This is a genomic window from Roseateles sp. AC306 (assembly GCF_979253795.1).
This window is the reverse complement of the sequence record NZ_CEEDEB010000017.1, coordinates 26,613-40,719: the sequence shown is the minus strand read 5'-3', so window position 1 is coordinate 40,719 and position 14,107 is coordinate 26,613. Positions and strand designations below refer to the sequence as shown.

The following is a 14,107-nucleotide window of genomic DNA, read 5'->3' as shown; positions in this document are numbered from 1 at the left end:
CCCAGTCTCGTTCGCAGCACGCGGCGAGCCTGGTCGGTCCCGCTTGGGAACGAACTGACCAGCGGCATCAAGCCGCAAGCCAGTTCTGGCGGGCCGGTTTGGGGCAGCCCGGTCCTCGGCCCGACACCGTAAACCGCGCCGCCAGGTAGCGCCGCGGGGCCCTGCTCACGCCGCCTCCGTCGCTGCCTGTGCCAGCGCCCGCTCAAAGGCGCTGCGGCTGGGCGTCTCGACGAACACGCAGCGCTTGCCGTGGCGTTTGCAGTGGTCCTTCACGCGCCAATAGGCGTCGTGGCTGATGCAGCCGGTCTGGCAGATGACGAGGTCGGCCGCGGCGAGCTGGGGCTCCAGCTGCGCCGGCTTGTGCTCGCTGCCGCCGTCGTGATGCAGGAACTGCGCACCGCAGCCTTCCACCGCCTGGCGGTACTGCGGCACGCTGCCGCCGCGGCCGCCCACGCAGAGGATGACGCGGTGCTCCAGCCTGACCGGCTCGGAAGCTGTCTCCTCGCCGACGGGCGCCGGCTCGACGGCCTCGGCCACCACAGCCACGCGCGCGTTCAAGCGGCTCAGGTCCCGCTGCAGCCGGTGGTTGCGTTCGGTCTGCTCGGCCAGCCGGTCGCGCAGCGCTTCGCGCTCGGGCAGGTCAGGCCGCACCGCCTGCCAGTGCTGGAGCTGCTCCTGCGCCTGCGCGAGCTGGGTCTGCAGGCCGATCTGCGCGGCGCGCAGCTGCATGCGCTCCTGCTCCCAGGCCTGCTGTTCCCGGGCGCGCTCCAGGCTCCAGGCCGTCACGCGCTGCTGCACCTCGGCATAGTCGCGCGCCAGCGCCTGGTGCTCGGCGGACAGCTCCCGGTGGCGCAGCAAATCCACGCGCTGGGCGGCGCCAACCTGGTGCTGCAGCATGTGCACCTGACCCAGCACCCGCATCTCCAGCCACTCGTCGCAGCGCGCGTGCGTGAGCGTCGCCCACAGCGCACCGGCAATCTCGCCCTGGGCGGCGCGGTTGCGCCACCAGGTCATCAGCGACTCGCGGCACTTGGCCTGCGCAGCAGCGCGCACGTCGAGGGCGAAGCGTTGCTCGAGGTCCTTCTGCAGCGCTTCGGCCAGGGCATTGCGGCGGGCGCTGGCGGTGACGAGGCTGCAGTGCAGCGTGTAGTCGTCCTCATCACCCTGCAGCACCAGCAGCTTCTTCGCCAGCACACGCACCCGCTCCAGCGGCAGGCAGACACCGACGACGGGGCAATGCGCATGGCCGCCCAGTTCCCAGAGGCGGCGGCGGCGCGAGCCGGCGACGAGTGGGGGCGGCGCGGCGTGGGCGCCAGCGGTTTCGCAGCAGGCTTCAGCCATTCGAGATCTCCGAGCAGGGAAGCGCGGGCTGGCAGCGGCTGGCTGGCGCGGGGTATCGAGACGGGAAAGGGGCTTATTTGGTCAGGATCAGCTTGCCGAGCGACGTGACACGCAGGCGGTAGACCTGCTGACCGTGGGCGATGAGCACCTCGCCGCGAGGGCCGAGCAACGCGGCGCTGTCGATGCGGCGCGTCTGGCCCACGCCCTGGCCTGAACCTTGACCTGCACTTTGAGTCAAGGCCGGCGAGGCTGCCGGCGGTTTCGGCGGGTTGGGATCAGCAAGCATGCTGGCACTGTAATGAGAATCATTCTCGATTGCAAGCATAGCGATGCCGCAATGGCGCTCGTGATCAGCCGCGCTGGCGTTCGCTTTCGTAAAGGCAGATAGCCGCCGCTGCCGCAACATTCAGCGACTCCTCGCCGCCGGGCTGCGGGATGCCCACGGTCAGTGCACAGCGGGCCATCAACGCCGGCGACACGCCCTGCCCCTCGTGGCCCATGACCCAGGCACACGGGCTGGGCAAGGCAACGCGATGCAGCACCTGCTCGGTGTGGGAGCTCGTCGCGACCAGCGGCACGGCCAGTGCGGCCAGGTCGTCCGCCGCCAGACCTTCCACAAGACGCAGACCGAAGTGCGCGCCCTGCCCTGCGCGCAGCACCTTGGGCGACCACAGCGCCGCTGTGCCCTTGAGCGCCAGCACCTGGCGCACGCCAAAGGCCGCCGCGCTGCGCAGGATGGCGCCGACGTTGCCGGCGTCCTGCAGGCGATCCAGCACGACGCTGGCTGCCTGCGCATCGATCGTCGGCGACACCGGCAGCGTCAGCTCGGCGCCAATCTGCGCCGGCGATTCGAGGCCGCTCAGGCCCTTGAACAGCGCCGTCGGCACGACCAACGCGCGCGGTGCCGAGTCAGCCAGCGCCGCCAGCGCGTGGTCTTGCATCGCGCCCTCCGTCAGCACGACCAAAGCCGGCTGCCAGCCACGCTGCAGGGCCGCGCGCAGCAGGTGGTCGCCCTCGATCCACACGCTGCCGGTCTTGCGATAGCCGGCTGCATCGGCGGTCAGCTTGCGCAGCCGCAGCAGCGCCGGGTTGTCACGCGAGGTGATGTGGTCGAGCTTCATGCCAGCGGATTGATCGTCACGTCCACGCAGACCTCCCGGACGGGCGCAAAGCTGCGGCGGTGCCAGGGGCTGGCGCCGTGCTGCTTCAACGCAGCCAGGTGCTCCGGCGTGCCATAGCCCTTGTGCGTGGCAAAGCCGTACTGCGGATGGCTCTCGTGCATCTGCTCGCAGAACAGGTCGCGCGCCACCTTGGCCAGGATGCTGGCCGCCGAGATGGCCTGCACGGTGGCGTCGCCCTTGATGATGGCCTCGGCTGCCATGGGCAGCACGGGCAGGCGGTTGCCGTCGATGCGCACCAGCGTCGGCTTCAGGCGCAGGCCCGTCACCGCGCGCTGCATGGCCAGCATCGTCGCCTGCAGGATGTTGATGCGGTCGATCTCCTCGGTCGTGGCATGCGCGATGGCGCAACACAGCGCCTTGGCGCGGATCTCGTCATAAAGCCTGGCCCGCCTGGCCGGCGTCAGCACCTTGGAGTCGGCCAGCCCTTTGATCGGCTGCAGGTCGTCCAGGATGACCGCGGCCGCGAACACGGGGCCGGCCAGCGGGCCACGACCAGCCTCGTCCACGCCGGCGATGAGGCCGACCGTGGGCGTCCAGTCGAGGCTGACCTGCTCAGGCTTCAATGAGCGTCGCAATGGCATCGCTGGCCCGCCGTGCAGTGTCTTGACGCAGCAGTTCGTGGAGTTGGACGAAACGTTCGTGCAGCGCGGCGCGGCGGCCAGCATCGGCCAGCAGGGCCTCGGCCTCGGGCGCCAGGTTCTCGGGCGTGCAGGCGTGCTGGATCAGCTCAGGCACCAGGAACTCGCGCGCCAGGATGTTGGGCAGGCCCACCCAGGGAAGCAGGCCCCGGCCCTTCATGCGCCACCAGTTCAGCGCATTCATGCGGTAGGCGATCACCATCGGTCGCTTGAACAAAGCAGCCTCGAGCGTGGCCGTGCCGCTGGCCACCAATGTCAGGTCGCAGGCTGCGAGCACCGCGTGGGACTGGCCATCGACGAGCTGGATGTCCGCACCGCCGAGCATGGGCTCGACGAGGCCACGCAGCCCCGGCACGACCGGCATGACGAAGCGCCGGCCGGGCCTGGCCAGCAGCCGGGCGGCGCCGATCAGCGCCGGGGCGATGTAGTTGATCTCGCTCTTGCGGCTGCCGGGCAGCAACGCGATGACGGTGTCGCCTTCCGGAAGTTTCAACGCCTCGCGGGACGCCGCACGCGGCGGCTCCATCGGTATCGCATCGGCCAGCGGATGGCCGACATAGGTCGCCCCTATGCCGGCCTTGTGCAGGATCTCGGGCTCGAAGGGGAAGAGGCACAGCACATGGTCGGCCGCCGCCTTGATCTTCTCGACGCGCTCCGGTCGCCAGGCCCAGATGGACGGACAGACGAAGTGGACCGTCTTGATGCCCGCCTCGCGCAGCCGCGCTTCCAGGCCGAAGTTGAAGTCGGGCGCGTCGACGCCGATGAAGACGTCGGGCCGGTTCGAGATGAGGCGCGTGCCCAGCTGCTTGCGGATGGCCAGCAGCTCGCGGATGTTCAGCAGCGCGTCGACATAACCAAAGATGGACAGCTTGCTGTGCGGCCACCAGGTCTCGAAGCCCTGAGCCATCATCTTCGGCCCGCCGATGCCTTCGCTGCTCAGCCCCGGCCAGCGCGCACGCAGGCCCTGCAGCAGCAGGCCGGCCAGCAGATCGCCGCTGGCCTCGCCGGCCACCATGCCGAGGCGGGGCGCGGTGTGCATCAGCTATCGAACGATGCCGCGCGTCGACGCGGCAAGGAAGTTCAGCATCAGGTCGATGTCGCCATCAGCTGCGCCGCCATCGCTGCCACGCAGCGCCGCGATGCCAGCCTTGGCCTCGTCCAGCGTGTGGCCGCTGCGATAGAGCAGCTTGTAGATCTGGCGGATGACGGCGATGCGCTCGCTGCTGAAATCACGGCGCTTGAGGCCGACGATGTTGACGGCGCGCGCCGCCAGCGGATTGCCATCCACCGTCATGAAGGGCGGCACGTCCTGGGCCACATGGGCCTGGAAGCCGATCATGGCGTGGTCGCCGATGCGCATGCGCTGCAGGATGCCCGTCAGCCCGCCGATGGTGACCCAATCGCCGACGCGCACATGGCCTGCCAGCGTGGCGTTGTTGGCCAGCACGCATTCGTTGCCGATGACGACGTCATGCGCCAGATGGCAGTAGGCCATGATCCAGTTGTCGTTGCCCACCGTCGTCTCGCCGCGGTCCTGGACCGTGCCGACGTTCAGCGTGCAGAACTCGCGGATGGTGTTGCGGTCGCCTATGACCAGCGTCGTCGGCTCGCCGGCGTACTTCTTGTCCTGGTTGGCTGCGCCGATGGAGCTGAACTGGAAGAAGCTGTTGTCGCGGCCAATGGTCGTGTGGCCTTCGATGACGACATGCGGGCCGACCTTGGTACCAGCGCCGATGCGCACATAGGGGCCGATCAGCGAATACGCACCCACCTCGACGCTGCTGTCCAGCTGCGCGCCGGGGTCGACGATGGCAGTCGGATGAATTGCCATCAGCTTTCGATGCGGCGCATCGTGCACATGAGCTGCGCCTCGGCGGCCAAATGCTCACCGACCAGCGCGCGGCCGCTGAACTTGTAGACGCCGGCCTTGGCGCGGTCCAGCGTGACCTCGAGGATGAGCTGGTCGCCCGGCTCGATGGGGCGCTTGAATCGGGCGTTGTCGATACCGGCGAAGTAAACGACCGAGTTCTCGTCCAGCACCGTGTCCGTGCTGGCCAGCGCCAGCAGCGTGGCCGCCTGGGCCATGGCTTCAAGGACGAGCACACCGGGCATCACCGGGCGGTGCGGAAAATGCCCGAGGAAGAACGGCTCGTTGATCGAGACGTTCTTCAGCGCGCGGATGCGCTCGCCCTTGATCACCTCGGAAACGCGGTCCACCAGCAGGATGGGATAGCGGTGCGGCAGGCGCTTGAGGATTTCGTGGATGTCCATCGTGATCGGTTCAGTCATTTGTTCTTCTCCAGCGCGCGCACGCGGTCACGCAGGGTGTGGAGCTGGCGCAGCGTCGCCGCGTTCTTTTGCCAGCTCGAATTCTCTTCGAAGGGATAGGCGCCGCTGTAGGCGCCGGGCTGAGTGATGTCCCGAGTCACCAAGGTGCAAGCAGTGATGTGCACGCCGTCCACGATATTCAGGTGGCCGATGATGTTGACCGCCCCACCGATGGTGCAGTTCGCGCCGACCGTCGTCGAGCCCGCGATGGCACCGCAACCTGCCATCGCGGTGTTCCGGCCGATGTGGACGTTGTGCGCGATCTGGATCAAGTTGTCGAGCTTGACCCCGTCTTCGATGACCGTATCTCTCAACGCGCCACGGTCGATGCAGGTGTTGGCGCCGATCTCGACGTCGTCGCCGATGCTGACCGCGCCGAGCTGCTCGATCTTCACGTAGCCGGCCTTGGACGGCGCAAAGCCGAAGCCATCAGCGCCGATGACCACGCCGCTGTGCACGATGCCGCGCGCGCCGATGCGGCAGCCGTAGCCAAGCACGACGCGCGGGGCGAGGCGGGTGTGCTCACCGACGACCGCATCTCGCTCGACGACGCAATGCGCGCCGATGCGGGCGCGGTCCTTGATGACGGCACCCGCCTCGATGACGACCAGCGGGCCGACCTCGACGCCCTGCCCCAGCCGGGCATCAGGCGACACGACGGCGCTCGCATGCACGCCGGCCTGGCGCGCCGGGCGCGTGCGCACCGCCCACCACTGCGTCAGCCGGGCGAAGTAGAGGTAGGGGTCGGGCGTGACGATGGCAGCGCCACGGGCGGCCGCAGCCTCGGCCAGCGCCGGCGCGACGATGACGCAGGCGGCCCGCGTCGTGCCGAGTTGGGCCTGGTAGCGCGGGTTGGCGAGGAAGCTGATGCTGCCTGCATCGGCCTCATCCAGCGGCGCGATGCCGGCGATACGGATGTCGGCCCCACCAAGCAAATCGCCGCCCAAGGCGGCGATCAGTTCGCTGAGCGCCACATCCGCAGAACTCTGCGTCGGGCTCATGGCGAGGCGACTTACTTCTGCGCGTTCAGCGCGTCGATCACCTTCTTGGTGATGTCCACGCGGGCGCTGAAGTGGATCGCGTCCTGCAGGATGAGGTCGTACTTGTCGGCCTCAAAGATCTGCTTGATGACCTTGTTGGCGCGCTCGACGACGACCGACAGCTCTTCGTTCTTGCGCTGGGTCAGGTCTTCCTGCCATTCGCGGCGCTTGCGCTGCAAATCGCGTTCCTGCTCAACGACATCGCGCTGGCGGCGGCCACGCTCGGCTTCGGACAGCGTGGGCGCGTCCTTCTCAAGTTTCTCGGCAGCGCCGCGCAGCTTGGCTTCCAGGTCGCGGAGGTCCTTCTCGCGCTTGCCGAACTCCGTTTCCAGCTTGATCTGCGCCGTCTTGGCCAGGTTGGCTTCGCGCAGCACACGTTCGCTGTTGACGTAGCCAATCTTCAGTTCCTGGGCTTGCACGGCCGAGGCGGCCACCATCATCGAAGCGGCCAGAGCCACCGATTGCAAGAGCTTGCTCATCATCAGAATGCAGTCCCGATCTGGAATTGGAATTTCTCGATTCTATCCGTGCGTTCCTTGCGGATAGGCTTGCCGTAGCTGAGGCGCAGCGGTCCCATCGGCGAGATCCACGACAGGCCGATACCGGCCGACACGCGGACGGTGTCGAGCTTGATCTTTTCTTGTTCGCCCCAGATGTTGCCCGCGTCGCCGAACAGAAAGATGCGGAAGCTCTTGTCGTTGCCGCTGCCGGGTACCGGCAGGTAGAGCTCGGCGTTCAGGTTGAAGCGCCGATTGCCGCCGCTGTAGGAACCGGTGTTGTCGACCGGCCCGAGCGAGCCGGCCTCGAAAACGCGCACCGAGCCCAGGCCACCGCCGTAGAAGTTCTTGAAGACGGGATAAGGCCGGCCACTCAGGCCTGCACCCCAGCCCAGTTCGCTGTTGATGCCCAGCGTGATCTTGTTCGTGATCTCGAAGTATTCCTGGTACTGCAGGTTCAGGCGGGCGAAGCGGGCATCGCCCAGAGGGCTGATTTCGAAGTTGGCGCGCGTGTAGCGGCCCTTGAGCGGCGTGATGACGCTGTCGCGGCTGTCGCGCTGCCAGCCGACGGTCAGCGGAATGGCGTTGCTGCGCTGGCCGAACTGGTTGACATAGAGCAGATAGCTGTTGGGCAAGCCGCGCGAGGTCGTGATGTCGGTCTGCTCGTAGCCGATGCCGAGGAACACGGTGTCCAGCTCCGAGAACGGCACGCCGAAGCGCACCGCGCCGCCCTTGGTGACGTATTCGTATTCCTCGCCCAGCGTGTTGATGGGCTTGGTCGTGCGATAGAACACGTCCAGCGCGCGAGACACGCCATCGACCGTGAAGTACGGGTCCACCGTGCTGATCTGCAGCTGACGGCCGGTGCGGGCGGTCGCCACATCGATGCCGAGGTAGTTGCCCGAACCGAACACGTTGTCCTGGCGGATGGAGCCGGTGAAGGACAGCTTGGTCTGGCTGGAGTAGCCGGCGCCGACAGTGATGGCGCCGGTGGGGCGCTCGACAACGGTCAGGATGACGTCGACCTGGTCTTGCGCACCCGGCACCTCCTGGGTGTCGATGCTGACTTCCTTGTCCTTGAAATAGCCCAGGCGCTCCACCCGGTCGCGCGAGGCCTTGATCTTCTGGCCGTCGTACCAGGCCGCTTCGAACTGGCGGAACTCGCGGCGGATGACTTCGTCACGGGTGCGCGAGTTGCCGGAGATGATGACCTTGCGAACATAGACGCGGCGCTGAGGCTCGCCGATGAAGGTCACGACAACCTGGCCGGTCTCGCGGTTTATCTCGGGCTTGCTGTCTGCGCGCGCGAAGGCGTAGCCATAGGTGCCGTACAGGTCGCTGAAGGCGCGCGTGGTCTGCGCGACGGCCTCGCCCTGGTAGGCCTGGCCGGGCTTCAGGGAGATGAGGTGCTTGAAGTCTTCCTCGCGGCCGAGGAAATCGCCTTCGAGCTTGATGCCGGTGACGGTGTAGGGCTGGCCTTCGCTGACCGTGACGGCGACGCTGATGCTCTGCTTGTCCGGCGAGATGGTCACCTGCGTGGAGGTGACGGCGAACTCGAGATAGCCGCGGTTCAGGTAATAGCTGCGAATGGTTTCCAGGTCCGCATTCAGCTTTGCGCGCGAGTAGCGGTCGGTCTTGGTGTACCAGGTGAGCCAGCCGGACGTGGTCTGCTCCAGCAGTCCGAGCAGCGTGCTCTCGGAGAAGACCTTGCTGCCGAGGATGCGGATCTCGGCGATCTTGGCCGGCTCGCCTTCGGTCACGTTGAAGCTGACGTTGACGCGGTTGCGCTCGATCGGCGTGATCGTCGTCGTGACCTCGGCGCCGTAGAGGCTGCGGGTCAGGTACTGGCGCTTGAGCTCCTGCTCGGCGCGGTCGGCCAGAGCGCGGTCGAAGGGCTTGCCTTCGCCGATGCCGACGTCCTTCAGCGACTTGGACAGCGCCTCCGTGTCGAACTCCTTCAGGCCGACGAAGTTGACGTTGGCGATGATGGGGCGCTCGTCGATGATGACGACGACGGCGGTGCCGTCGATGCTGATGCGCACGTCCTTGAACAGGCCCGTGGCGAACAGTGCGCGGAGCGCGGCGGCGCCTTTTTCATCGTTGTAGGTGTCGCCGATGCGGAAGGGCAGCGAAGCGAAAACGGTGCCGGGGTCGGTGCGCTGAAGGCCTTCGACGCGGATGTCCCGCAGCACGAAGGGATCGACGGCCCAGGCCAGGCCTGACTGGAACATCCCCGTGACAGCCAGAGCCAGCAAGCCAAGGCGGAAGGGGCGACGTGACGCTCCCGAACTGAAAGGAAAGGACATGGGGGAACGGGAGTTTCAGTGCCAACCCGCATAGCGGGCGACGTCGTTGGAAAGGGCCAAGGCCATCATCAGCATCAGGATCAGCAAGCCAGCTCGCTGCAATTGCTGCTGCCACCACTCGGAGAGGGGGCGGCCACTAATACCCTCGAAAAGATAATACATGAGGTGCCCGCCATCGAGCATTGGCAGCGGCAGCAGGTTCAGAACCGCCAGGCTCATCGAAATCTTGGCGAGGAAATCGAGGAAGGGCGACAGGCCGGCATGCGCCGACTGGCCTGCATAGTCTGCGATCGTCAGCGGCCCGCTGAAGTTCTTTACCGAGGCTTCGCCAATCAGCATGCGGCCGATCAGCCGCACCATCGTCTCGGCCATGTCCCAGCTCTGCTTGACACCGCGCCACAGGCCGTCGATGGGGCCATAGCTGACAGCGACCGTCTGCGGCGACGTACCGACGCCGATCTCCAGCCGCGCGATACGGCCACCTGGGTCGTCGACCATGCGCGGCGTCGGGCTCAATTCGACCGAACGACCGCCACGCTCGACGCGCCAGGCCATCGTGCGCGGCTGGTCGCCGTCGTGCGCGCGGCGGATCGCGTCGCGCAGATAGCCGGCATCCGGCACGGCCTGGCCGTCGATGGACAGCACGCGGTCGCCGGCTTGCAGGCCAGCCGCATCACCCGCCCCGCCGGTCACGACTTGGCGGATCAAGGGCTCGGCTAGCGGCACCAGCCCAATGTCATTGAAAAGCTTGGCGTCCGGCGCGCGGCCGGCGAGACGCTCGGTTTCCATACGCAGGCTGCGCGATTCATGGCCCTGAGCGCTGGTGACGGACAAATGAATGCCCTCACCCAACGCCTGGGCACGCGCGACTGCAGCCTGGAGGTCGGGCAGGGATTGGACGTCGTCCCATTGCTGACCGTCATCAGAAACGGCGCGCACCCAGTCACCCGCGTGCAGGCCGGCGCGCTCGGCCAGAGAGGCACTGGGCGGCGTGCCCAGCAGCGCCTTGGGCTGCTCGCTGCCTATCCAGGCCACCACCGCGAACAGCGCGATGGCCAGAAGCCAGTTGGCCGCCGGACCGGCCGCGAGGATGGCGGCACGCTGGCGCACCGGGCGGTTCTTGAAAGCCTGGTCGCTCTCTTGGGCAGCGACCGGTTCGTCGCCCATCCCCAGCATGCGCACATAGCCGCCCAGGGGCACGGCGCTGATCGCAAACTCGGTGCCGCCGCGGCCTACGCGGCTCCAGAGCACGCGGCCGAAGCCGACGGAGAAACGCAGCACCTTCACGCCGCAGGCGCGTGCAACGCTGTAGTGGCCCCACTCATGGATGGGCACCAGGATGCCAATCGCGATGATGAACCAGAAGGCCTTCTGGATCAGGTCCATGCGAGCACCTGCCTTTGCGCCAGCTCACGAACGCGGGCGTCCAGTGCGAGCAGGCCGTCGATGCTGGTGCATTCCCCCGCGTCGGTGCTGACGGCGCCCAGGCAATGGGCGTTGAGCGCATGGATGCGGTCGAAGCGCAGGCGGCCGTTCAGGAAGGCGTCGACGGCGATCTCGTTGGCCGCGTTCAGCACCGTCGTGCTGCCTTCGGCGCCGCGCAGCGCCTGCCAGGACAGGTGCAGGCCTGGGAAGCGCACAACGTCGGCATCCTCGAACGTGAGGCTGGGCGTCGTCAGCAGGTCGAGCCGGCTGGCGCCCGACGTGATGCGCTCGGGAAAGGACAGGCCGTACGCGATCGGCACGCGCATGTCGGGCGTGCCGAGCTGGGCCAGCACGGATTGGTCGCGGCAGACCACCATCGAATGGATGATGCTCTGCGGGTGGATGACCACCTTGATCTGATCTGGCGTCAGGTTGAACAGCCAGCGCGCCTCGATGACCTCGAGCGCCTTGTTCATCATGGTCGCCGAGTCAACCGAGATCTTGCGGCCCATGACCCAGTTGGGGTGGGCGCAGGCCTGGTCCGGCGTCACATCGGACAGCGTCTGCGGGTCGCGGCTGCGGAAGGGGCCGCCGGAGGCCGTCAGCACGATGTGGTCGATGCGGTCGTGCCAGGTCGTGCGGTCCTCGGGCAGGCACTGGAAGATGGCCGAGTGCTCGCTGTCGATGGGCAGCAGCGTCGCGCCGCCCTCTTCCACCGCCTGCATGAACAGGGCGCCGCCGACGACGATGGCCTCCTTGTTGGCGAGCAGCAGGCGCTTGCCGGCGCGGGCGGCGGCGATGGCGGGCGCCAGGCCGGCGGCGCCGACGATGGCCGCCATGACGGTGTCGACGTCCGGGTGCGCGGCGATGTCCGTCAGGGCCTGCGCGCCATCCAGCACCTCGGTGCGGCTGCCGGCTTCACGCAGGCGCTCACGCAGGCGGGCGGAGGCCTCGCGCTCGGGCATGACTGCGAAGCGCGGCTGCCATGTCAGGCACTGGGCCAGCAATTCGTCGACACGGCTCATCGCGCTCAGCGCGACAACCTCGTAGCGGTCGGGATGCCGGGCGATCACGTCCAGCGTGTTGACGCCGATGGAGCCGGTCGAGCCGAGGACGCAGACGCGTTGGCGGGTCATGTGAGGGCTCAGAGGCTGATCAGCGCGAGAGCCAGCGGGAACACCGGCAGCAGCGCATCGATGCGGTCCAGCACGCCGCCGTGGCCGGGCAGCAGGTTGCTGCTGTCCTTGGCGCCGGCCGCACGCTTGACGAGGGATTCGAACAGGTCGCCGACGACGCTCATCGCGCCCAGGAAAACCAGGGCCAGCAACGAGACGATGCCGTGGCGCTGCACCAGCAACGTGTAGAGGCTCGGCGAGTCGACGGCGACCCGCACATCGATGACATGGACCCAGACGAAGCCGAGCAGGATGACCCCGGCCAGGCCGCCCCAGACGCCCTCCCAGCTCTTGCCCGGGCTGATGGCCGGCGCAAGCTTTCGCTTGCCGAAAGCGCGGCCGCAGAAGTAGGCGGCGATGTCGGCCATCCACACGAGGCAGAAGACGGACAGGATGAAGTTGATGCCATGCACCTTGGCCTGCACGATGGCCAGCCAGGCACCCCAGAGCAGCACGGCGCCAAGCGCCAGCCGCGTGCCACGGGCGATGCGCGGCCAACCCGCCGGCCCGGCGTGCAGCGCATAGGCGCCGCCGAGCACCCAGACGAGGCTGGCCAGGGACCAGACCCAAGCCGGTGGCGCGTTCAGCCCGCCGATGAGCAGCGTCCACACGCAGGCCAGCGCAAGTGCAACACCGGCCGCGAGCGCGCCCGTGCCGGGCAGGCCGTTGAGCCGCGCCCACTCCCAACCGGCCGCGCCGATCATGGCCACAGCCACCCAGGCGAAGGGCCAGGGCGATGCCATGAACAGCACCGGCAGCAGGATGGCCAGCAGCACGACGGCGGTGATGACACGGGTCTTCAGCATGGCTTCACCTCAGGCCGCAGGCGGCGCTTCCTTCACGCCGCCAAAGCGGCGGTCGCGCTCATGGAAGGCGGCAATCGCCGCATCCAGCTCCCGCTCACCGAACTCGGGCCAGAGGCAGTCCGAGAACACGAACTCGGTGTAGGCCGCCTGCCAGAGCAGGAAGTTGCTGATGCGCACCTCGCCGCCGGTGCGGATGAAGAGGTCAGGGTCAGGCGCATAGCTCATGGCCATGAACTCAGACAGCTTGGCCTCGGTCAGTTCATCGGGCTTCACGCCGGCGGTGATGGCGGCCTTGCAGGCCTGCACGATGTCCCAGCGGCCACCGTAATTGAAAGCAACGTTCAGCGTCAGCTTGGTGTTGTGCTCAGTGGTCGTCTCGGCCTCGTTCCAGGCATTGCGCAGCTTGTCGGAGACCGCCTCGCGGTCGCCAACGATGCGGATGCGCACGCCCATTGCGCCCATCTTGGCCAGATACCGGCTCACCGCCGCCAGCACCAGGCCCATCAGGCCCGAGACCTCATCGCTCGGCCGCTTCCAGTTTTCGCTGGAGAAGGCGAAGACGGTGACGTATTCGATGTCGCGGTCGATGCAGGCCTGGACCACCTTGACGAGGCTGTCCACCCCGGCCTTGTGGCCGAAGAAGCGCGGCAGGAAGCGCTTCTTGGCCCAGCGGCCGTTGCCATCCATGACGATGGCGACGTGGCGCGGCGGCGCCAGGCGGTCTTGCGCCATGAGGACTGCGCTCAAACCGCCAGGATCTCGGCTTCCTTGCCCGAGATCAACTTGTCGATCTCGGCGATCACGCGGTCGGTGAGCTTCTGCACTTCGTCCAGGCTGCGGCGCTCGTCGTCCTCGCCGATTTCCTTGTCCTTGAGCAGCTTCTTGGCCTGCTCGTTGGCATCGCGGCGCAGGTTGCGCACAGCCACCTTGGCGTCTTCGCCGGCGTTGCGCACCACCTTGGTCAGGTCCTTGCGGCGCTCTTCCGTCAGCGGCGGCATCGGCACGCGGATCAGGTCGCCCTGGCTCGCGGGGTTCAGCCCCAGGTCGCTCTCGCGGATGGCCTTCTCGATCTTGGCGCCCATGCCCTTTTCCCAGGGCTGGACGGAGATGGTGCGGGCGTCCAGCAGCGTCACGTTGGCCACCTGCGAGATGGGCACCAGCGAACCGTAGTAGTCGACGTTGACCTGATCCAGCAGGCCGGGGTGGGCGCGGCCGGTGCGGATCTTGTGCAGATCGTTCTTCAGCGACTCGATGGACTTGGCCATGCGGCCTTCAGCGTTCTTCTTGATGTCTGCAATGCTCATCTTTTTTCCTTGCGGGACAGACCGCCCGAGCGCTAACGAGTGGCTCCTGCCCCCAACTGACTAAGA

The 14,107-nt window shown here is 67.4% G+C and carries 15 protein-coding genes; all 15 read right to left on the bottom strand.

Translation table 11 applies throughout. The features are described from left to right. Nucleotides 1-165: 165 nt before the first annotated feature. The 15 genes from AC0IZJ_RS24610 to frr all read right to left on the bottom strand — a co-directional run bounded on the left by AC0IZJ_RS24610 (nucleotide 166) and on the right by frr (nucleotide 14,041). A complete protein-coding gene (locus AC0IZJ_RS24610; RefSeq protein ID WP_471854284.1) occupies nucleotides 166-1,341 on the bottom strand; it encodes a DUF2325 domain-containing protein in 1,176 nt (391 codons plus the stop codon). Nucleotides 1,342-1,414: 73 nt separating this feature from the next. Beyond that, complete coding sequence (gene hemP, locus AC0IZJ_RS24605; RefSeq protein WP_471854282.1) at nucleotides 1,415-1,627, bottom strand: hemin uptake protein HemP; 213 nt, start codon at nucleotides 1,625-1,627, stop codon at nucleotides 1,415-1,417. A 64-nt stretch (nucleotides 1,628-1,691) separates the two neighbouring features. Continuing rightward, nucleotides 1,692-2,462 carry a TrmH family RNA methyltransferase gene (locus AC0IZJ_RS24600; protein ID WP_471854280.1) on the bottom strand — a complete coding sequence of 257 codons (771 nt, stop codon included), beginning with the start codon at nucleotides 2,460-2,462 and terminating at the stop codon, nucleotides 1,692-1,694. Beyond that, the gene (gene rnhB / locus AC0IZJ_RS24595; RefSeq protein ID WP_471854278.1) at nucleotides 2,459-3,103 is read right to left on the bottom strand and encodes a ribonuclease HII; all 645 of its coding nucleotides are present in this window, start codon (nucleotides 3,101-3,103) and stop codon (nucleotides 2,459-2,461) included. Before rnhB ends, AC0IZJ_RS24600 begins: the two co-directional genes overlap by 4 nt. Continuing rightward, nucleotides 3,075-4,199: a lipid-A-disaccharide synthase gene (lpxB, locus tag AC0IZJ_RS24590; protein ID WP_471854277.1), complete on the bottom strand. Its 1,125-nt coding sequence runs from the start codon at nucleotides 4,197-4,199 to the stop codon at nucleotides 3,075-3,077. Before lpxB ends, rnhB begins: the two co-directional genes overlap by 29 nt. A gap of 3 nt (nucleotides 4,200-4,202) precedes the next feature. Next, nucleotides 4,203-4,991, bottom strand: coding sequence for an acyl-ACP--UDP-N-acetylglucosamine O-acyltransferase (lpxA, locus tag AC0IZJ_RS24585; RefSeq protein WP_471854276.1), 789 nt, complete (start codon nucleotides 4,989-4,991; stop codon nucleotides 4,203-4,205). Next, a complete protein-coding gene (fabZ, locus tag AC0IZJ_RS24580) occupies nucleotides 4,991-5,449 on the bottom strand; it encodes a 3-hydroxyacyl-ACP dehydratase FabZ (RefSeq protein ID WP_471854275.1) in 459 nt (152 codons plus the stop codon). Before fabZ ends, lpxA begins: the two co-directional genes overlap by 1 nt. Continuing rightward, nucleotides 5,446-6,489 (bottom strand): UDP-3-O-(3-hydroxymyristoyl)glucosamine N-acyltransferase, encoded by a 1,044-nt coding sequence (gene lpxD, locus AC0IZJ_RS24575; protein ID WP_471854273.1) that lies wholly within the window; start codon nucleotides 6,487-6,489, stop codon nucleotides 5,446-5,448. The genes fabZ and lpxD overlap by 4 nt, the downstream gene beginning before the upstream one ends. 11 nt (nucleotides 6,490-6,500) lie before the next feature. After that, on the bottom strand, nucleotides 6,501-7,010 hold the full coding sequence (locus AC0IZJ_RS24570; RefSeq protein ID WP_471854271.1) for an OmpH/Skp family outer membrane protein: 510 nt from the start codon (nucleotides 7,008-7,010) through the stop codon (nucleotides 6,501-6,503). After that, nucleotides 7,010-9,331: an outer membrane protein assembly factor BamA gene (bamA, locus tag AC0IZJ_RS24565; RefSeq protein WP_471854270.1), complete on the bottom strand. Its 2,322-nt coding sequence runs from the start codon at nucleotides 9,329-9,331 to the stop codon at nucleotides 7,010-7,012. The genes AC0IZJ_RS24570 and bamA overlap by 1 nt, the downstream gene beginning before the upstream one ends. Before the next feature lie 15 nt (nucleotides 9,332-9,346). After that, the gene (gene rseP, locus AC0IZJ_RS24560; protein WP_471854269.1) at nucleotides 9,347-10,717 is read right to left on the bottom strand and encodes an RIP metalloprotease RseP; all 1,371 of its coding nucleotides are present in this window, start codon (nucleotides 10,715-10,717) and stop codon (nucleotides 9,347-9,349) included. Then, nucleotides 10,708-11,892 carry a 1-deoxy-D-xylulose-5-phosphate reductoisomerase gene (gene ispC, locus AC0IZJ_RS24555; protein ID WP_471854267.1) on the bottom strand — a complete coding sequence of 395 codons (1,185 nt, stop codon included), beginning with the start codon at nucleotides 11,890-11,892 and terminating at the stop codon, nucleotides 10,708-10,710. Before ispC ends, rseP begins: the two co-directional genes overlap by 10 nt. 8 nt (nucleotides 11,893-11,900) lie before the next feature. Then, on the bottom strand, nucleotides 11,901-12,737 hold the full coding sequence (locus AC0IZJ_RS24550; protein ID WP_471854265.1) for a phosphatidate cytidylyltransferase: 837 nt from the start codon (nucleotides 12,735-12,737) through the stop codon (nucleotides 11,901-11,903). A gap of 9 nt (nucleotides 12,738-12,746) precedes the next feature. Then, nucleotides 12,747-13,469 (bottom strand): polyprenyl diphosphate synthase, encoded by a 723-nt coding sequence (gene uppS, locus AC0IZJ_RS24545; protein ID WP_471854375.1) that lies wholly within the window; start codon nucleotides 13,467-13,469, stop codon nucleotides 12,747-12,749. 11 nt (nucleotides 13,470-13,480) lie between these two features. After that, a complete protein-coding gene (frr, locus tag AC0IZJ_RS24540; RefSeq protein ID WP_471854263.1) occupies nucleotides 13,481-14,041 on the bottom strand; it encodes a ribosome recycling factor in 561 nt (186 codons plus the stop codon). Nucleotides 14,042-14,107 lie beyond the last annotated feature (66 nt).